Below are 18,343 nucleotides of genomic sequence, written 5' to 3' on the forward strand. Positions count from 1 at the left end.
ATTATTATTAATCACCTACTTAAAAATTAAGACTGTCTACTTCCTTCCCACCTACTGCACCTTTCTTTATGAACTTAGGCTTAAATAGATTTAATAAAGCTGGTAATATTGTCATTGCTGCTAAAGATGAAGTTATCATGGTTAAAGTAACTAATAAACCTAAGTTGATCAGCGGTGTGAAATTAGAAAATAACAAGACAGAAAAACCAGCTGCTACAGAGACAGCATTGAATATTATTGCTTTTCCAGAAGTCAATAAAGTATTTTGACAGACCACTTCTAAATCATCAGTCTGTTGTCGCTGATGATAATATTCTGCTAGAAAATGAACTGTATAATCTACTCCAATACCTATTGCTATAGAAGCTACCATTGAAGTAGCAATATCTAATCTAATTCCTGCAAAACCCATCACTCCAAAGTTTATCAACAGAGAAATACTTAATGGAATTATTCCATAAAATCCAGCAATAATTGACTTATAGTTAAGTGCTACAATCAAAAACACTATTACTAATGATATTAAAATACTTGTAATTTGACTTGATACTATCAAATTATTAACTGCCAGAGACATATTAGCATGCCCAGTAACTGATATTTGATATCCTTCAGGGAAGTTTTCAGCAACATAGTTTTTGATATCTTCTTTGATCTTCTTAGTAACTATATTACTTCCTGTCTTTATTTGAACCATAATTCTTGCTTTAGAAGGTTCTAATTGATCATTAATTAAATCGTCTAAGCTTCCAGAATACATTAATAAATACTGAGAAATAAGATTTTTTAATTGTTTTCTATCTGCTACAGAATATTTAGCTGGGTCATAAGGAATTTCATTATATGCTGCACCTTTATAATTCAATTCTTTATTTATAGCTTCTACTAATTCTTCACCAGTCAAATTCAACTTTTTAGCTTTTATAATAGCTTTATTAAGTAAACTTACCATTTCTTTTTCTGATATCTTCTCTTGTGAAGGAGACTTAGAATCTAAACTACTTTCTTTACTTTGTTGTGAAGTAACTTTATCTTTAGTTCCAAAGTCAGAAGTAGTTTCTTGCCCTCCAAAATCACTTGTTGTTTCTGCTCCAAAGCTAGAGGTAGTCTCCTGCTCAAAATCAGAAGTAGTCTCTGTCCCAAATTCAGTTGTACTTTCTTTTCCAAAACTATTTGTAGTCTCTTCACTAGTAATAGATTTGTTAGAATTACTTTTTGCTACTGTAGTCTCTTCTTGAGGATAATTCATTACTTTATTCATGCGTTTTATAAAATCAGCAACTGAAGTAACCTTACCTACTTCATCATATTTAGTAGTTAAATAACTTTTTAGTCCTTCCATCTGCTTTAAAACTTCTGGATTAGTTAAACTACCTTTATCTTCTCCATCTACTAACACATTAAGAATATTGGTTCCAGCAAAATTATTATTTATAAATTTATCTCCTTGCCTAATTTTAGTATCTTCTTTAAACATTTTAATCATTATATTATCAATTACAATCTGCGACATACCATAACTAGAGATAATAATAATAATTAGAGCTAGAACCAAAACTCGAATCCTTTTTTTAGAAAAATAGTGATATAAACCAAGAATCACCTTATCTATAAACCCCTGAGCGCCATTTTCATCTTCATCATACTGTAAATTATTATGCCTAACTAATAAAATTGCTGGAATTAAAGTTAATGCTACAATCAAAGCAGTTGCTACCCCAACTGCTGTGAAGATTCCAAATTCTTTAATAGGAACTATATTACTTGTTCCTAAAGAACCAAAACCTACAATAGTAGTTAATCCAGCTAATAAAACTGGCTTACCAACTTTAGTTACGGTTTCTAAAACTACTTGTCGATGTTCATCTTCTGTCATTTTTTCATTCTTTTCTCTTAAATCATCATAATAATGACTAATAATATGTATTCCATAAGCACTTCCCACTGCAACTAATAAGACAGGAATAACTGTTGATACCATTGTTAATTGAATATTTAATAAAGCCATTATTCCTAAAGTCCAAATCGTACTGATTAGAACTGTTAAGATAGGTAAAACTACTCCCCCTAAATTCTTAAAGGAAAGATATAAAGATATTAAAACAACACCAATAACAAATGGTATTAACCTTTTTAAGTCAGACTCCATATTATTACCCATCAAAACATTAATAGCTGGACTACCTGCAATATGAAATTTAAAATTACTATCTTTATATTTTTTCAACTTTTTTTGAATCTTAAAATAAACTTCTTCTTTCTCATTAATTGTAAGCTCTGATTTTAATTTAATACTAATTTGAGTAGCATTTAATTCATCAGTATACAGATTATCTTTATATAAATCCCACGAAATAAGTTTATCTTTAAGTTTTTCTTTATTAGCTATAGATTCTGTTACTAATTCATTTACTTTCATTCCTTCTGCAGTACCTTCAATATAGTCTGCATTAGTAAGTGAGGTTACCTCATCTACATTGACTATTTCTTCTAAATCACTAGTTATTTCTTCTATAGCTACAATATTATCTTTAGATAGAATGGCTCCTTTCTTACTTTTTATAGCTACTGCTATTACATCAGAACTACCATATATCTCTTCCATCTGTTCATTATTAACTTTTGCTGGATGATTATGTGGCAAAAATATTTTGACAGCATTATTAATCTTTATATTTGGCACTTGAATAGCTAAGAAAATAGTAATAATACTTATTATAGCAATAACTATCCAAGGCCACTTTAATATTTTATTCATAATTCCCCTCCTAATTTATACTTATATAAGTTATCACAGAACTGACCAGTCAGTTCTGTACGGTAATTATTATATATAATATTATAATATTTGTCAATGAAATATATATAGGCGATTGTGAACCTCTCCACCTAAATAAACTATTTAGATGGAGTTTGCTTGGCTGTTTCAGATAAAAACGCCTCTATATGCTAATTATACTGCTTCCCATTTAGGACATTTAGATCCCCAACGAGCAATAACCTCATCATCTCGATGAATATTAATGATTTCACAGTGGTTAGGACAATCACTACATTCAAAACTAGAAGCATGGTAATCAAAATCTGAAGTATCAAATCCTTTAAAGTCAGATTCTTCTTTTCTAGAAACTGCTTCTTGGGCCAACAACGCCGAACCAATAGCACCCATTACATCATGATACTCAGGTACAATTACTTCCGCTCCTAACTCTTTTTCGAAAGCAGCTTTAATTCCACTATTAGCAGCTACTCCTCCCTGGAAGACAACTGGTCCTAAAATCTCTTTTCCTTGACCTACATTATTTAAATAATTTCTAACCATAGCTTGACATAATCCAGCTATAATATCTGCTAAATTATGTCCTAACTGTTGTTTATGAATCATATCCGATTCAGCAAAGACTGAACAGCGACCTGCTATCCTAACAGGATTCTCTGCATCTAAAGCTAAATCTCCAAATTCTTCAATAGGTATATTTAATCGACTAGCTTGCTGATCTAAAAATGATCCTGTTCCCGCAGCACAAACAGTATTCATAGCAAAATCAACTACTACACCATCTCTTAAAATTGTTAACTTTGAATCCTGACCTCCAATTTCTAAGATTGTCTGCACTCCAGATACTACATTAGATGCAGCTACAGCATGAGCTGTAATCTCATTTTTGACTACATCGGCCCCTACAATTACTCCAGCTAAATTTCTGGCACTACCTGTAGTCCCCACACCTAAAACCTCAATATCTATCTTATCTCTAATTTTAGCTAAACCTTTTTGAATAGCATCAATTGGTTGACCATTGGTTCGTAAATATAGTTTCTCAATTATATTCTGATCTGAATCAACAACTGCTATATTAGTACTTACTGAACCAACATCAATTCCTAAATAACCTTGTTTCATACTACCTGCTCCTCCTCTTTTTTCTCCTTTTTACGGGCCAATAAATCTACAAAAGCTTCTAATCTAGTAATAAAACCTGCCTCTCCAGTCTGTTCATCAACACTTAAAGATAATATAGGAATATCTAAATTCTGACTAATAGTAGGTAGAATACTATTGGCTATAATCTCAGGCATACAGGTAAAAGGAGCTAGATGAACTACCCCATCATAGCCATCTTCAGCATAGAGGACTGTCTCTCCTACTGATTCTAAACCGTGACCTCCTACAAAATGATTAAGATAAGGCTTGGCTGCTTTCTCTATCTTTTCGTGTTTATCCTTATCCTTAAAATATCCTAAATATAAATTCTCTCTAATCCAATCTGTTAAGTAAATAGATCTATCTACTATAATCCCTCGTTCACCTAATTTCTGCTCTAAATTGAAGTTAGTAAAAGGCTCTAAAACTACAAAGATTTCACCTACCATTCCTACTTTCAGAGGAGTATAATTATTTCTTCTTTCTAAGTTCGAGAATCTATTCTCTACCTTATCTACTACTGATCTAGTCTCTTTTATTGAATCAGCTTGGTCTATTAACTCTAGACCTTCTTTATATACTTTAGTACCTTCTTTTCTATCAACTAAGTATGGTCTTAGCTGATTAACTGTTTGACTCAGATGATCCATCCCTTTAGCTTTGGCCCAGCCTTTTCTCCAAGCACTAATCAATTTCCACCAAGAAATATTTCCTAATAATAACTTTAACTTTTCATAAAATTGCTGCCAGCTAAGCTGAACTGGCTCTAATACAATCATTTCAAAATCATAACCTAAATCATTTAAAATCTTTCTTTCCACTTCACCATAATAACCAAATCTACAAGGACCTGCTCCACCTCCCATTACAATTGTATCAGCTCCTTGCTCTAAAGCTTCAATAAAATTACCAATATTAATCTTTAGAGGTAGACAAGCAAACTCAGGGGCATATTTGACTCCTAGTTCTAGAGTACGTTTAGTAGTTGGAGGTGGAGGAATCACCTCTAAATCTAATTCTTTTAATAGAGTCTTTACTGCTATATCCATAGTTCCCATATGTGGAAAAGTAGCCTTCATCTATACCCCCTCCCAACAGATCATATCAACAAAGGCCTCTAATCTAGTAATTAATCCTGCCTCTCCTGTATGTTCATCTAAATTCAGAGACATAAAAGGTTGATCACTTTGTTGTTTAGCTTCTCGTTCTATCATCTCTCCTACTAAAGAATCAGGACCACAACCAAATGCCGTCAGCTGGATAATGCCATCTATATCCCCTCGATTAAAAAAGTGATAGGCCGCTCCTAACATACGTTTACTAAAGGTCCAGAACATATCCTTAGATAGATAGGACAAACCATCTTTAATTGCAGAGTCAGACAACATATTAGCAGTAATAACACCAATTCCTCTATCCTGCAAATGATCGACTAAATCCATACTAATATGAGAATCATAAACAATATATTCATGACCTAAAAGAGCAATTTTATATTCAGTTTGTTGTTGCTGAGACCTTAATTCTTGATAATATTCTCTTAATGCTCTCCACCCTTTCCAAGTAGCCCTCAGCACTTGCCAATAATCTCTATCTAACTCTTTTCCTAGATTCAAAGCTGATTTAATTAGATTCAATCTATTATTCCTTATATCAATTGTCGTATCAAGTAAAGGGGGCAGGTTATCAATATTATACCTTACCATATCAGGTAACCCCATGAACTTAGGACATAAATACTCTTTAGAGTTAACACTCACTACTCTAGGAATAAATAAATAATCTGATCTCTTTTTAAGATCATCAACATGTCCTAAAAATAGTTTAACAGGTAAACAAGCTTCATCAGTAGCTAATCTAACTCCAGTATCAACTACTTCCTTTGTCGATTGATTAGAAGTTACTACTTTACAATCTAACTCAGTAAAGAAAGCCTCCCAAGCTGGATAATAATTATGATATAATAAAGCTTGGGGAATCCCTATCCTGGGTTTCATTTTATCTCCCCCTTATTTTCGAGTCTCATCATTTGTATCACTAAATTCTGGTCTTCTCTTGTCCAAATGCAATATTGGTTGTCGAAAGAGATAAGTCTTTAGAGCCTTCCAATTGAAAGGAATCAATGGCCATAAGTAGGGAACACCAAAAGATTTAGTAACAGAAAATAATAATAGGATTAAGGCCAAACCTACTAATAAACCTGGTATTCTGAAATAGATAGCTAAAATCATTAGAGCCAATCTAAAGACCTTAAAACTCATAGATAACTCAAATCCAGGAATTGCAAAGTTACTAATAGCGCCAATGGCCATATACAGAATAGTCTCTGAACTAAATAATCCTACCTTAACAGAAAACTCACCTAACATTAAAGCACCAATTAAACCTAATGAAGTAGCTAAAGAACTAGGCACCTGAATAGAAGCAATCTGAATTAAATCTATACCAAGACTAGCTATTATAAATTGCATTCCAATAGGAACTTGACCTGGGTCTTTAATCCCAATAAATTGTAAACTTTCTGGCAACCATTCAGGTCCATAAGCAAAGACCAACCATAAAGGTGGCAGTATCAAAGAGAAAAAAATGCTAACGAATCTAATCAATTTCAAATAAGTACCTGATAAAGCGGATTGGCGATAATCTTCTATTGCTTGAGTCTGATCAAAGAAGGTAGCTGGTAACAATAACACAGTAGGCGAGCCATCTACTATAACAGCCACCTTACCTTCTAAAAGGTGAGCAGTAACTACATCAGGTCTATTGGTATATCTTACTTTAGGTAATGGATTTAAAGAAGTTCCAGTCAGAAAGTCTTGTATAGTCCTATCAGCTAATGGCAATGCATCGACTTTAATCTCCTTCAACTTATCCTTTACTTGCTTTACTATATCCTTATCAGCAATATCTTCAATATAAGATACAGCAATATCAGTCTTACTTCTCTCACCTACCCGTAATGCTTCAGCCCTAAACTTAGGATCTCGAAGTCTTCTTCTAATCCGTTGGATATTAAATAACATAGTTTCAACGAAACCATCTTCTGGACCACGAGTAGACTTCTCTAGTTCAGGCTCAGAAAGACCACGAGACATCCAAGTGCGAGCATCGATGATAATTGCTTTATTTATACCATCAATAAATAAAGCTTGAGGCCCTGCTAAAACTTCATCCATTACTCCTTCTATTGTATCAGCAGTTGCTACTTCTAAGACAGGTAGTCTATCTTCTATTATCTTCTTTACCATATCAACACTTAAATCTTCTCTTTTAGCATCCATCAAGTACTCAACTAATCGACTCATCAACATACTCTTTTGAAAACCATCAATAAAGACTATACTTGCTTCTTTACCAGCAATTTTAAAATCACGATTAACAAAGTCAAAGGTCTTTGGCCCATCAACTTTGTCTTTAATAACATGTAGATTTTCACTTAAATCTTTACTAATCTTAGTCTTCTTCCCCATCTTGTCTTCCACTCCTTATAAGTATCTCTCTTAGTGCCTTTTTAGTCACAGGTGCACCTAAGTTTACATCATCCTGACCTTCCATCTTCCCCAAATCGCCAATTCCTACTATTATTGTATCCTGAAGTTGATTAATTGTATCTACAGTATCTCCTTCTAAAAATTGATGATTATCTGGTTCAGCAGTTCCATTCTTATCTACAGGTGGTTTTACAATCTTACCTTCTTTAGTAACTGAAAAGTCAGGATTAACGCCTGCCACTTTTTTTGAATTAGAAGCAACTGCTAATACCCCTAAGACCTTTATCTTATCACTAGATATTACTATTCTTAAGGCTGTTTCCCCATCTCCACAGTTCAAATCACCATTATCATCAAACATAACTACCACTGGGTCAGTAGGACAACCTTCAATCATCTCTAATATTTTCTGTCCAGATAAGGGAGTTGGATTGCCAGCTGATTTAGAAACAACTCTTAAATCTAATTCCTGACTTGCCTCTTCAATGGCTTCTTGAGCTGTCAAATCACCATCAGTAACTATTATAACCTCTTTTTTCTTCATTTATGTCCTCCCTACTGTATCAACAATTTTAGTAACTGCTATTTATTCCTTAGGTCTAAAAATAGCTGCCATCAAAAATCCAATAACTATTGCAGCACTTACTCCAGCACTTCCTATCTCTAATACCCCAGTAAATAAACCTAAAAATCCATCTCTTTCTACTTCTAATAATACCCCTTTAGTTAAAATAAATCCAAAGTTCATTACTGGTACAGTTACTCCTGCTCCTGCTAAATCAATTAAAGGCTGAGTAAGACCTAACCCTGTTAATAGAGAACCAATAACTACTAGTAATACTAGTAAATGTGCCGGAGTATAATTAGTAAAATCTAAAAATAACTGACCTAATCCACAAATTAAGCCTCCTATTAGAAAGGCCATTAAATAAGACATTATCTACCCCTCATTTCCAGTCAAATCTTCTATATTTACAGGTTCTATAGTAGTAGCTAAATCATCTTTTATATCTTCACGCCCAATTCCTTCTACTATCTGTCCTGTACCTTCTAGAGTAACAGCATGGGCAATACAAGGTATTGTTTCACCTTGTAAAGGAGTAATAGGATTAAGTAAAGCTCCAGTACCTAAAACCAGAATACGTTTTAAATTATTATACATTAACTGTGGTAGTAAATAAGAACTTACTACTATTGCTGAACAACCACATCCACTTCCTCCTGCCCCTGCCTTCTGATTAGAATTATAAATCATAGCTCCACAATCATCATAATTATCTTTCACTTCACAACCCTGTTCTGATAATAAATCTTTAGTTAATGATTTACCAACTTGTCCCAAATCACCAGTTACAATCAGATCATAATCACTAGGATTACGGCCTACATCTTCTAAATGCTGTAATATAGTATCAGCAGCTGCAGGAGCCATAGCTGATCCCATATCTTTAGGATCACTAACTCCTAAATCAACTACTGTTCCTAGAGTAGCCTCAGTAATCTGAGCTCCTCCCTGTTGATTATTTAAAACCACTGCTCCAGCCCCTGTTACTGTTCGCTGTTTATAAGGAGGGTATTTATCTCCATATTCATTGGGAGTCCTAAACTGTCTTTCAGTAGCTTGGTAATGGCTAGAAGTATAAGCTAATACTTTATTGGCAGCTCCTCCATCAACCATCATTCCTCCTACTGCCATAGCCTCAATCATTGTAGAACAAGCTCCAAATAAACCTAAAAAAGGGGCCGAAAAATCTCGAGCTACAAAATTAGATACTATAGTTTGGTTTAAGAGATCTCCTGCTAACAGATAATCAATATCTCCTTCAGATAAGTTTGCTTTTCGTAAAACATCTTTTAGTACATCTGCAGTCATCTGAATTTGAGCCTGTTCCCAAGTCTGTTGCTGATTATATGCGTCAGAAATAACTTGATCAAAATACTCACCTAGTGGCCCTTGATTTTCTTTATTTCCTACAACTGAAGAGGCTGAAATGATTTGTGGTGGATTATCAAACTTTATTGTTTGCTGTCCTTGTTTTTGCAACTATCATCCACTCCTCTAACTAAATAATATTTTAAGAATTCCTATTAACATTGCAGATAACATCCCATAAGTTAATACTGGACCAGCTATAGAATATATATTTGCTCCTAACCCTAAAACATATCCTTCTTGTCTATACTCCATAGCTGGAGCTACAATTGCATTAGCAAAACCTGTAATAGGAACTATAGTTCCTGCTCCAGCAATTTGAGCCATTTCATCATAGACTCCTAATCCAGTCAGCAATCCTCCAATCACTATTAAGATTATGGCATTTAAAGCACTAGCATCTGCAGAAGAAAATCCTACTCCTGTTAATAAATTAATTATTAGTTGACCACCTAAGCAGATTAACCCACCAATAATATAAGCAACAAAAAAATTCTTAATTTTAGAATCAGAAGGTCTGTGTTTTTGAATTAACTTTTGATACTCATCTGGTGTTTTATCTATTCGACTCATCTAATCACTCCTTAAAGCTTAAAGCCCCAAACCTGGTATTAACCAGTAAAGTAAGGAACCAATTGTTTTACCTAATATAACTATTAGTAATAACAGTCTCATCTCTCTTTCTAAATTTAACCTTCTACTTAATACTGGTAATACTTTTAAAACTTCAGTTAAAGCTCCTGCTACCAAACCAACAAAAGTGCCAAATACCAGACCACAGATTATTACTACCAACTGATTTAATGGTCTAAGCTGTGGTAATTGAAAATTATAGAATTGCAAGTTAGTAGCTATAAATGGACCAACTAAGATTAGGAACTGATAAAATCTGAGTTGCTTTTTATTAGCCTGACTAAAACGAACCAGTCTTGGAATTACATCCAATACTAATAAAAATGCTACTAAAGCTGTTCCTACCACTACCCCCTCTCCCAAGCCAATAATAATTAATACTAAACTTTTCAAATAGATCACCTAACCTACAGAACCTACTTTATTATGAATTATCTCTATTTTTATCTTGTTTAGCCTCTTGTGCTTTCTGATGTAATGAAAAGCGGTTAAGTTTATCTTCGTATAAGTACATCTCTACTTCTAACGGACTTGGATCATCATCTAACTTATAATTAAATACACTGTTAAAAAAGAGAAACATTCCACAGGCAACCCCAATTGAGTAAGGTATCTGTAATAAGAGAGGGTTCTTCTCACTACGACCCATAATTAATTGGTAGATCTGCTGATGAACTCTACTCATACTTACATCGGCATGAAAATTCATAATAGCCATAGCTGAGCCTAAGAATAGAATTATAGATACTAAAGCTAGATATAATTTAGATTGATTACTCTTTTTATTACCTTGAATATCTTCTTTGATATCTACAATCACATCTGCTTCTCCTAAGTGATTCACTTTAGCTGTAGGAAACTCTTCTTTTATTGCCTGAACGACTTCTAATGCTGTAATAATCATTGATTGTCCAGCTGCTTTATCTACTTTTTTTATCTCTATCTCCTCTACCTGCTGCTGTAGTTCAGAAACAGCAGTAACTTCACCTAAATTTTTTAATAATAGCATCTGCCCTGGTTTGGCTCTGATTTCTCTTTTGGTCTTAAAGTATATATCCTTCTTTTTAATAATCATATATATCACCTCTAAGGTTCAATCGAGGTGCATCTACCTTTTTGGCCCGTGAAGATACCCTATCTTCAAAAAAGATATCATCTTTTATGATCGAAATACCTACAACAAATAAAATTACTATTATAGTTACAATGAGAACGCTCCTTAATTTCATTCTATTCCCACCACCTCTTTCTAAAGCTATTATGTGTAAAAATAATATATTTAATACAAAGAAGCACAGGTATAAACACCTGTGCTTCAATCTAATCTATTTCTAATAGATTCTAGTATCTGTTTTTCTAATCTAGAAATATGAGCCTGTGATACTCCTATCACTTCAGCTACTTCTGACTGAGACTTATCTTCAAAAAACCGCAACTTAATTATTCTTTGTGCTCTTTGATTCAATTGCTTTAAAATCTGTTTCAGTAATATTTTATTCAAGCAACTATTATATTCTTTATCTTCTATTCCCAATTGATCAATTAATTCTAAATTACCATCTTGACTCTGGGAAGATGAGCTATATAATGAAGCAGGATTCTGAACTGCCTCCAAAGCATTAATAATCTCTTCACAAGCTAGACCAACTTCTTCACTCAACTCTTGGATAGTTGGTTCTCTTCCTAATTCATTTGTCAATCTTTTTTTGGTTTTTCTGACTTTTTGAGCATCTTCTTTTAAACTTCTACTTACCTTTACTGGATGATCATCTCTTAAAAACATCTTAATCTCACCAATAATTTTTGGTACAGCATAAGTAGAAAACTTAACTTCTTTAGTTAAATCAAAGTTTTCAATAGCTTTGATTAAACCAATATTCCCTACTTGAAAGATATCTTCAAGAGAATAACGACTATTTTTAAAACGATGGGCCATCTTCAAAACCAATCGTAAATTACATTTAACTAACTTATCCTTAGCTTGTCCATCTCCAGTTTTGAATCTTTCTAATAATTCTCTTGTTTCAGCAGAAGATAATACTTCTGCCTGCTCAATCATTGCTCGAGGTATCTTTTCCATAATCCACACCTAATTAACCTGTTGTTTTTCTCGAGTAGGTTCCTTAACCATCTTTAGTTCTGTTCCTTGGCCCAATTCTGATCTGATCTCAAAATAATCCATAAAAGAATCAATAAAAGTCAATCCTAAACCCATTCTATCTTCAGTAGTATAAGAAGGCTCTCGTACTGCTTCAACATCTTCAATCCCACAACCTTCATCTATAACTACTACTTCTAATTTCTCTCCAGAAATCAGCATTTTAATTTTAACTTGCCCTTCTTTTTGATTATACCCATGAATAATAGCATTAGAAACTGCTTCAGAAATAGCCACTTTCAATTCTTCTATAGCTGATAGGGTAAAATCCAACTGTGAGGCAAAGGAAGCTACCGTTACCCTAGCTAACCCAATATTTTCTGATGAACTATCAATAATTAACTCTGCTTTATTTTCCATTACTCTACCTCCTTGCAATATTATCTAAAGCTTCTTGACGAGATGAATAAATTTCTAATAATTTTAAGATACCAGATACTTCAAATATTCTTTTTACTTGAGGAGTTAAATTAACTGCTACTAAATAACCACCTTCTTTATTAAGTACTTTATACTTGCTTAAAATAGCTCCTAACCCCGAGCTATCTATAAATTCAACTCCTTCTAAATCTAAAATCAATCTTTTATTCCCAGCAGTAATCTTCTTTCCAACTTCTTTTTTAAAATAATCAGCTGTATTTAAATCAAACTCTCCCTCTAACTTAACAATTAAATTATTATCTACTTTTTCAAAGAGTAACTGCATTTCTAACACTCCTTTCACTAAACTATATTTTCAACATAAGTAATTTTTTTCCTGCAAATCAATAAAAAAAGATACCCTCCTTAAGGGTATCAATTAAAAAGATTAAGTAATTGGCTGATAAACCTTCGTAATAACTGACCAATTATCTTAAATAAACTAGCTTTTTCTACATCTGATCGGGCTACTAAATCAACTCTATCTAAGGCTTTTTCTCCTTTTAAAACTACTATTTCCCCTACTTTATCCCCCTTCTTAACAGGAGCTATTACCTCTTTATCTAAACGTGTCTGCTTAGTAATATTATCTTCTTCTCCTTTGACTACTACTACATTTAAATTTTCTTTGGCTACTGCAGTTAGCTCACTTCTTTTTCCTTTGAAAACTTTGACTTGACCAATCTCTTCATCTTCTTTAGCTACTTGAATAGAACGATGAATACTAAAAGCATAAGAGAGTATTTTCTTAGATTCAGCAAATCTAATCTTAGAATTAGGAGCATTCATTACAACGGCAATGAATCTCATTCCTCTCCGACTTGCAGTAGACGATAGACAGAAACCTGCTTCACTAGTATAACCTGTCTTTAAACCATCAGCTCCTTCATAGAATCTAACTAAATCATTAGTATTCCTCAAAAAAGAGTCTCCATCTCGCAAATGATCAATCCAAGTCGAAGTATATTCTAAGACTTGTTTATGCTTTATTAATTCACGAGACATTAAAGCTACATCATGGGCTGTAGTATAATTCCCTTCTATTTCTGGTTCATCTATTGGTAAACCATTAGTATTATAAAAACGAGTGTCTTCCATCCCTAACTCTTCTGCTTTTTCATTCATTGCCGCTACAAAATCTTCTTCAGTTCCATGTAAATATTCAGCAATTGCTACACAAGCATCATTAGCCGACACAATTGCTACTGCTTTTAGCATTTCTTCTAGTGTCATCTCTTCACCAGGCTCTAACCAGATCTGTGAACCACCCATCTTAGCAGCATGCTCACTTACTGTTACTTTATCAGTTAGCTTAACTCTACCTTCATCTAGAGCCTCCATTGCTAATAACATAGTCATTATCTTAGTAATACTGGCTGGAGGTAACTTTTGATGTGAATTCTTACTATATAAAACTTTTCCAGATCTTGCATCCATTAAAACAGCCGACTTTGATTTAAGCTCAAAACTTGGTTTTTTTATAGCTATAACGGGCAAACATAATAAAGATAATAGTAGAACAACCAAACTAAAAATAATAGTTACTCTACATTTTTTCATAATCATTCACCTCAGCTTTTAACTAATATCTATTAGATCTACTGAGTAAGTATGATTAAAAATAAAATTATTCAAAAATTCAAGGAAATAATATCTGTTTATCGAATTGATAAAATTAAAGGAGGGTTTTTTATGCAAGAATATGCTAATCCAATCTTAAATGCTACTCAAAGTGTAATAGAGAATATGTTACAACTTGAACCAGAACAAGGAACAATTGAAATTAGAGATAATCACTTTGTAGCTAAAAAAATCAATACTTCTATTGGAGTTACTGGAGATTTAGAAGGCTTTGTTTACTTTAGCATGGCAGAAGAAACTGCTTTAAATATCTTTACTAAGATGTCTGGTATGGAAATTAATGAATTTAATGATATGAGCCGTTCTGCAATTGGAGAACTAGCCAATATTATTACTGGAAATTCTGCTACTAATCTATCCAATATAGGCTACCAATGCGATATTACTCCTCCTTCAATTACAATTGGTGATAATATGGAGATATCTACTGACACAGGTGACTTTATAATGATTCCATTACATACTAAGATTGGCGATTTAGAAATTAATGTATCTTTAAAAGAAAGTTAAAACTATTACTTAGAGTAAGCAGCTACTGCTTACTCTTTTTTTATTGGTAAAATACTATTGAGATTGTAATCAATTTTAACTATTAACTACCATTGCATTCCCACTTATTAAAATTATATAATTAAAATATACTCATGAGTATAAAGATTAATTCTAAATTGTAACTGAAGAAAGGAGCTTATTAATGAGTAATTTATGGCACGCCCTAGCTAGTATTGGTGGGCTCTTAGTTGGGGTTGGAATGCATACAGTTAGTAGGCAAAATTTTCCCGATTATAGAGATAAATCAAAAATTGCTCTAATAGGTACTAGTCCTCAATTAAGTCATCCTGCTTTATTATTACAAAAAGAAGAACCTATTAGTTTAATTAATTCTAACCATAAAGCACTTTGGATTACTAATAAGAGAGATGACTTACTTAAATCTAAAGTTGGTTTAAAGGTCATCCAAAGATTTCTAGCTACTCAAAAAGTAGTAATGTTCATCAATAATGAAACTATAAATTCTTATTATCAATCTAATATAACTGATAAAAGTGATAAATTATATCAAATTGGTTCTTATTTATGGCAAGATAGCGAATATAATATAAATATAGGTGTCATAAAAGTAACTAAAGATACTACTCAAGATACTTTATGTCAACTGTTGTTAAATAAAACTACTCATCCTGCTAAAACTTTTAACTAAAGAAAAAAGGAAGGGCCAACTGCCCTTCCCACTTGTTTTACATGTTAGTAATAATACCTCTGACTAATTTAATAAATTTAGGCTTAACCTCTTGAGTAGTCTCAATTACCTCATCATGAGATAAAGGTTCTGGTAGAATACCAGCTGCCATATTAGTAATACAAGAGATACCTAAAACTCTCATACCTAAGTGGTTAGCTGCAATTACTTCTGGTACAGTAGACATCCCTACAGCATCACCACCTAATAGATTAATCATTTTTATTTCAGCTGGAGTTTCATAAGTTGGCCCTGTCATACCTACATAAACTCCTTTTCTTAAGCCTAAGCCTTGCTTATCTGCTACTTCTTCAGCCAACTCAATTAACTGATTATCATAGGCTTCTGACATATCAGGGAATCTCTCTCCAAGTTCAGGTTCATTAGGACCAATTAATGGATTAGTTCCCATCATATTAATATGATCATTGATTAACATTAAATCTCCTACATTAAAGTTTTCATTAGCTCCTCCAGCAGAATTAGTAACTAACAATTTAGTTGGCCCTAGTAGACTCATGACTTGAACTGGAAAACCAACTAGAGACATATCATAACCTTCATAATAATGAAATCTACCTTGCATTGCTACTACCTTAGTATCCTCTAAAGTTCCTAATACAAGTTGACCAGCATGACCTTCAACTGTAGAAACAGGAAAATTAGGAATCTCATCATAAGGAATCTCAACTTTATCTTCAATTTCATCAGCTAAAATACCTAATCCTGAACCTAAAATTAAAGCTATCTCCGGTTCTACTTCTGAATTCTTCTTTATATAATCTGCACTTTCTTGTAATTGATCTACTAAATTTTGTGACATATTTATCCCTCCAATATATTTAATTGACAATGTACAATTTACAGTTTACAATTAAAATCAAGATCAAATTAAAACTATTTACATCTCGATATATAGCAAAAAACTTTGATTTTAACTATCAATTCTCAATTTTCAATTATTAATTATAATTTGTTATTTATTCTCTATTATTTGCTCTTTGAAACTAGTTCCATTGCCTGTTCCTGTTACATCAAAAATATCAGCAATAGTAGCTGCTAAATCACTAAAACTTTCTCTAGTTCCTAAATCAACTCCAGCTTGTACATTAGCACCATAGACCAATAGAGGTACATATTCACGTGTATGATCTGATCCTTCATAAGTTGGGTCACAACCATGATCAGCAGTAATAATTAATAGATCATCATCACATAAATTATCTATAATTTCTGGTAGTCGATTATCAAAATCTTTAAGTGCTTGGGCATATCCTGCTGGATCTCTTCTATGACCATACTTCTGATCAAAATCAACTAAATTAGTAAAGATCAGTCCTGAATTATCCTCTGTTAGATAATCAATCGTCTTATCTACTCCATCCATATTATCTTCAGTATGAACAGCAGAAGTAACTCCCTGTCCCGAGAAGATATTTTCAATCTTACCTACTGCTATCACCTCTTCTTTTGCTTCCTTAAGATGATCTAATAATGTCTTTTCTGGTGGTTCTAAAGAAAAGTCTTTTCGTCTAGCTGTTCTAGTAAAATTACCTAATTCTCCTACAAAAGGACGAGCAATTACTCTAGCTACAGCATCTTCTCCTGTTAAGATCTCTCTTGCCTTATGACACATTTCATATAATTCTTCAACTGGAATGACCTCTTCATGTGCTGCAATCTGGAATACACTATCAGCTGATGTATAAACAATTGGTTTACCTGATTCTAAATGTTCTTTTCCTAACTCTTCAATAATTACTGTTCCTGAAGCTGGCTTATTACCTAAACTACCTTTACCAATTGCTTTATGAAACTGCTCCATTATTTCAGATGGAAATCCATCTGGGTAAGTCGGAAATGGATTTTCAGAAACCAACCCGGCTAGCTCCCAGTGACCAGTTGTAGTATCTTTTCCATTTGATTTCTCAGCCATCCTTCCAGTATTTGCTTCTGGAGCATCTACCTCGTCTATTCCTTCTAACTCTACAATATTTCCTACCCCTAACTTTTCTAAATTAGGTAGCTCCAATCCATTTAATTCTTCTGCTATATGTGGTAGAGTGGCTACTCCCTCATCTCCAAATTCTTCAGCATCTGGCAAGGCTCCAATACCTAAACTATCTAATACAATAATAGTTGCTCTATTAATTTCTTTCATTTTACCCCTCCTTAGTGTTGTTAGACATCAGACAACTTTCATTATCTATTATTCTTGACTAAAACCAAAGTTCCTGCTAATTAATTAAAAAATTAGCTATAAATTTTACTAAATTTGGGGTTACATAAGCCTCAATTAAACTTGCTACAAATAATAATCCAGCTAATCCCAACATCAGTGCCGAATATCTAACTAATATCTGACCAAAACTATAATTTAATCTAGGCAAATTAAAGAACCAGTTTTTACCTATTAATGAAGCATAAATTAAAGTAAATAGGCATCCCAATAATAAACTAGGTACAATAATTAAGTTCTGTGGTAGAATAGAAATAGCAGCAAGCAAAAATCCCTTAAGAAATAATTCCTTGATTAAAAAAGAAATAGTAAATCCTAGAATAAAACCCCTTAAAGCAATAATCACTGGTGCTACTATTGATCCTACAACAGTTAACCCTAAAAACCATAACATAAGAATAAACTTTAAATTAGAAATAATTAACTTCTGTACTAAAACATTTTGTTGTGTAGTTACTAATTTATTAATCTGTACTGTAAATTGATTAAGATAATTAACCAACTCTTCTTTTTGTTGATAATCAAGGTTATTAACAGCAATAGAACCAGCCACAATGCCTAACACAAAACAACCTAAAACTATCATTAATAGAAATAAATGATTACGTAAATAATAATTAAATCCCAATTTAGAGTATTTATTCTTTAGCATCTTCCACCTCC

General features: G+C 32.8%; 21 protein-coding genes. 2 read left to right on the forward strand and 19 right to left on the reverse strand.

Annotated elements, in window-relative coordinates; genetic code table 11:
- Window positions 1-19: 19 nt before the first annotated feature.
- The 16 genes from ACYQ39_RS04315 to ACYQ39_RS04390 form a co-directional block, all read right to left on the reverse strand.
- The gene (locus ACYQ39_RS04315) at window positions 20-2,758 is read right to left on the reverse strand and encodes an efflux RND transporter permease subunit (RefSeq protein ID WP_459840641.1); all 2,739 of its coding nucleotides are present in this window, start codon (window positions 2,756-2,758) and stop codon (window positions 20-22) included.
- A 195-nt stretch (window positions 2,759-2,953) separates the two neighbouring features.
- Complete coding sequence (locus ACYQ39_RS04320) at window positions 2,954-3,904, reverse strand: acyl-CoA dehydratase activase (RefSeq protein ID WP_459840642.1); 951 nt, start codon at window positions 3,902-3,904, stop codon at window positions 2,954-2,956.
- The gene (locus tag ACYQ39_RS04325; protein WP_459840643.1) at window positions 3,901-5,004 is read right to left on the reverse strand and encodes an acyl-CoA dehydratase activase-related protein; all 1,104 of its coding nucleotides are present in this window, start codon (window positions 5,002-5,004) and stop codon (window positions 3,901-3,903) included. Before ACYQ39_RS04325 ends, ACYQ39_RS04320 begins: the two co-directional genes overlap by 4 nt.
- The gene (locus ACYQ39_RS04330; RefSeq protein WP_459840644.1) at window positions 5,005-5,922 is read right to left on the reverse strand and encodes an acyl-CoA dehydratase activase-related protein; all 918 of its coding nucleotides are present in this window, start codon (window positions 5,920-5,922) and stop codon (window positions 5,005-5,007) included.
- A 12-nt stretch (window positions 5,923-5,934) separates the two neighbouring features.
- Window positions 5,935-7,395, reverse strand: coding sequence for a spore germination protein (locus tag ACYQ39_RS04335; protein ID WP_459840645.1), 1,461 nt, complete (start codon window positions 7,393-7,395; stop codon window positions 5,935-5,937).
- Entirely contained in the window at window positions 7,379-7,960 is a 582-nt protein-coding gene (locus ACYQ39_RS04340) for a stage V sporulation protein AE (RefSeq protein ID WP_459840646.1), read from the reverse strand. Before ACYQ39_RS04340 ends, ACYQ39_RS04335 begins: the two co-directional genes overlap by 17 nt.
- 42 nt (window positions 7,961-8,002) lie before the next feature.
- A complete protein-coding gene (gene spoVAE, locus ACYQ39_RS04345; protein ID WP_459840647.1) occupies window positions 8,003-8,353 on the reverse strand; it encodes a stage V sporulation protein AE in 351 nt (116 codons plus the stop codon).
- A gap of 3 nt (window positions 8,354-8,356) precedes the next feature.
- Window positions 8,357-9,460, reverse strand: a complete 1,104-nt coding sequence (gene spoVAD / locus ACYQ39_RS04350) for a stage V sporulation protein AD (protein WP_459840648.1) — start codon at window positions 9,458-9,460, stop codon at window positions 8,357-8,359.
- 15 nt (window positions 9,461-9,475) lie between these two features.
- Window positions 9,476-9,922, reverse strand: a complete 447-nt coding sequence (spoVAC, locus tag ACYQ39_RS04355; RefSeq protein WP_459840649.1) for a stage V sporulation protein AC — start codon at window positions 9,920-9,922, stop codon at window positions 9,476-9,478.
- 18 nt (window positions 9,923-9,940) lie between these two features.
- Window positions 9,941-10,330, reverse strand: coding sequence for a stage V sporulation protein AB (locus tag ACYQ39_RS04360; protein ID WP_459840650.1), 390 nt, complete (start codon window positions 10,328-10,330; stop codon window positions 9,941-9,943).
- A 76-nt stretch (window positions 10,331-10,406) separates the two neighbouring features.
- Complete coding sequence (locus tag ACYQ39_RS04365) at window positions 10,407-11,057, reverse strand: stage V sporulation protein AA (RefSeq protein WP_459840651.1); 651 nt, start codon at window positions 11,055-11,057, stop codon at window positions 10,407-10,409.
- The gene (locus tag ACYQ39_RS04370; RefSeq protein ID WP_459840652.1) at window positions 11,047-11,211 is read right to left on the reverse strand and encodes a hypothetical protein; all 165 of its coding nucleotides are present in this window, start codon (window positions 11,209-11,211) and stop codon (window positions 11,047-11,049) included. The genes ACYQ39_RS04365 and ACYQ39_RS04370 overlap by 11 nt, the downstream gene beginning before the upstream one ends.
- Window positions 11,212-11,297: 86 nt before the next feature.
- On the reverse strand, window positions 11,298-12,062 hold the full coding sequence (locus tag ACYQ39_RS04375) for a SigB/SigF/SigG family RNA polymerase sigma factor (RefSeq protein WP_459840653.1): 765 nt from the start codon (window positions 12,060-12,062) through the stop codon (window positions 11,298-11,300).
- Window positions 12,063-12,071: 9 nt separating this feature from the next.
- A complete protein-coding gene (gene spoIIAB, locus ACYQ39_RS04380; RefSeq protein WP_459840654.1) occupies window positions 12,072-12,500 on the reverse strand; it encodes an anti-sigma F factor in 429 nt (142 codons plus the stop codon).
- Between the two features lie 4 nt (window positions 12,501-12,504).
- Window positions 12,505-12,846 (reverse strand): STAS domain-containing protein, encoded by a 342-nt coding sequence (locus ACYQ39_RS04385; RefSeq protein ID WP_459840655.1) that lies wholly within the window; start codon window positions 12,844-12,846, stop codon window positions 12,505-12,507.
- Between the two features lie 89 nt (window positions 12,847-12,935).
- Window positions 12,936-14,120: a D-alanyl-D-alanine carboxypeptidase family protein gene (locus tag ACYQ39_RS04390; protein ID WP_459840656.1), complete on the reverse strand. Its 1,185-nt coding sequence runs from the start codon at window positions 14,118-14,120 to the stop codon at window positions 12,936-12,938.
- Between the two features lie 132 nt (window positions 14,121-14,252).
- Here ACYQ39_RS04390 and ACYQ39_RS04395 point away from each other — a divergent pair, with 132 nt between their 5' ends.
- Together ACYQ39_RS04395 and ACYQ39_RS04400 are read left to right on the forward strand one after the other, a co-directional pair.
- Entirely contained in the window at window positions 14,253-14,711 is a 459-nt protein-coding gene (locus tag ACYQ39_RS04395; RefSeq protein WP_459840657.1) for a chemotaxis protein CheX, read from the forward strand.
- A gap of 184 nt (window positions 14,712-14,895) precedes the next feature.
- Window positions 14,896-15,402 (forward strand): hypothetical protein, encoded by a 507-nt coding sequence (locus tag ACYQ39_RS04400; RefSeq protein WP_459840658.1) that lies wholly within the window; start codon window positions 14,896-14,898, stop codon window positions 15,400-15,402.
- 37 nt (window positions 15,403-15,439) lie between these two features.
- Here ACYQ39_RS04400 and ACYQ39_RS04405 read toward each other — a convergent pair whose 3' ends face one another.
- From ACYQ39_RS04405 to spoIIM, 3 genes are all read right to left on the reverse strand, one after another.
- On the reverse strand, window positions 15,440-16,264 hold the full coding sequence (locus ACYQ39_RS04405; protein WP_459840659.1) for a purine-nucleoside phosphorylase: 825 nt from the start codon (window positions 16,262-16,264) through the stop codon (window positions 15,440-15,442).
- Window positions 16,265-16,417: 153 nt separating this feature from the next.
- Window positions 16,418-17,602 (reverse strand): phosphopentomutase, encoded by a 1,185-nt coding sequence (locus tag ACYQ39_RS04410; protein ID WP_459840660.1) that lies wholly within the window; start codon window positions 17,600-17,602, stop codon window positions 16,418-16,420.
- A gap of 76 nt (window positions 17,603-17,678) precedes the next feature.
- Entirely contained in the window at window positions 17,679-18,332 is a 654-nt protein-coding gene (gene spoIIM, locus ACYQ39_RS04415) for a stage II sporulation protein M (RefSeq protein WP_459840661.1), read from the reverse strand.
- Between the last annotated feature and the right edge of the window lie 11 nt (window positions 18,333-18,343).

This window comes from Halanaerocella petrolearia, from assembly GCF_054657875.1.

Excerpts from the sequence above, each read along its gene's own strand:
- ACYQ39_RS04395 (WP_459840657.1), top strand. The coding sequence starts at position 14,253 with ATGCAAGAATATGCTAATCCAATCTTAAATGCTACTCAAAGTGTAATA.
- ACYQ39_RS04400 (WP_459840658.1), top strand. The coding sequence starts at position 14,896 with ATGAGTAATTTATGGCACGCCCTAGCTAGTATTGGTGGGCTCTTAGTT.
- spoIIAB (WP_459840654.1), bottom strand. The coding sequence starts at position 12,500 with ATGGAAAATAAAGCAGAGTTAATTATTGATAGTTCATCAGAAAATATT.
- ACYQ39_RS04335 (WP_459840645.1), bottom strand. The coding sequence starts at position 7,395 with ATGGGGAAGAAGACTAAGATTAGTAAAGATTTAAGTGAAAATCTACAT.
- spoIIM (WP_459840661.1), bottom strand. The coding sequence starts at position 18,332 with ATGCTAAAGAATAAATACTCTAAATTGGGATTTAATTATTATTTACGT.
- ACYQ39_RS04315 (WP_459840641.1), bottom strand. The coding sequence starts at position 2,758 with ATGAATAAAATATTAAAGTGGCCTTGGATAGTTATTGCTATAATAAGT.
- ACYQ39_RS04340 (WP_459840646.1), bottom strand. The coding sequence starts at position 7,960 with ATGAAGAAAAAAGAGGTTATAATAGTTACTGATGGTGATTTGACAGCT.
- spoVAE (WP_459840647.1), bottom strand. The coding sequence starts at position 8,353 with ATGTCTTATTTAATGGCCTTTCTAATAGGAGGCTTAATTTGTGGATTA.
- ACYQ39_RS04325 (WP_459840643.1), bottom strand. The coding sequence starts at position 5,004 with ATGAAGGCTACTTTTCCACATATGGGAACTATGGATATAGCAGTAAAG.
- ACYQ39_RS04370 (WP_459840652.1), bottom strand. The coding sequence starts at position 11,211 with ATGAAATTAAGGAGCGTTCTCATTGTAACTATAATAGTAATTTTATTT.
- ACYQ39_RS04385 (WP_459840655.1), bottom strand. The coding sequence starts at position 12,846 with ATGCAGTTACTCTTTGAAAAAGTAGATAATAATTTAATTGTTAAGTTA.
- ACYQ39_RS04330 (WP_459840644.1), bottom strand. The coding sequence starts at position 5,922 with ATGAAACCCAGGATAGGGATTCCCCAAGCTTTATTATATCATAATTAT.
- ACYQ39_RS04365 (WP_459840651.1), bottom strand. The coding sequence starts at position 11,057 with ATGATTATTAAAAAGAAGGATATATACTTTAAGACCAAAAGAGAAATC.
- ACYQ39_RS04375 (WP_459840653.1), bottom strand. The coding sequence starts at position 12,062 with ATGGAAAAGATACCTCGAGCAATGATTGAGCAGGCAGAAGTATTATCT.
- spoVAC (WP_459840649.1), bottom strand. The coding sequence starts at position 9,922 with ATGAGTCGAATAGATAAAACACCAGATGAGTATCAAAAGTTAATTCAA.
- ACYQ39_RS04410 (WP_459840660.1), bottom strand. The coding sequence starts at position 17,602 with ATGAAAGAAATTAATAGAGCAACTATTATTGTATTAGATAGTTTAGGT.
- ACYQ39_RS04390 (WP_459840656.1), bottom strand. The coding sequence starts at position 14,120 with ATGAAAAAATGTAGAGTAACTATTATTTTTAGTTTGGTTGTTCTACTA.
- ACYQ39_RS04405 (WP_459840659.1), bottom strand. The coding sequence starts at position 16,264 with ATGTCACAAAATTTAGTAGATCAATTACAAGAAAGTGCAGATTATATA.
- ACYQ39_RS04320 (WP_459840642.1), bottom strand. The coding sequence starts at position 3,904 with ATGAAACAAGGTTATTTAGGAATTGATGTTGGTTCAGTAAGTACTAAT.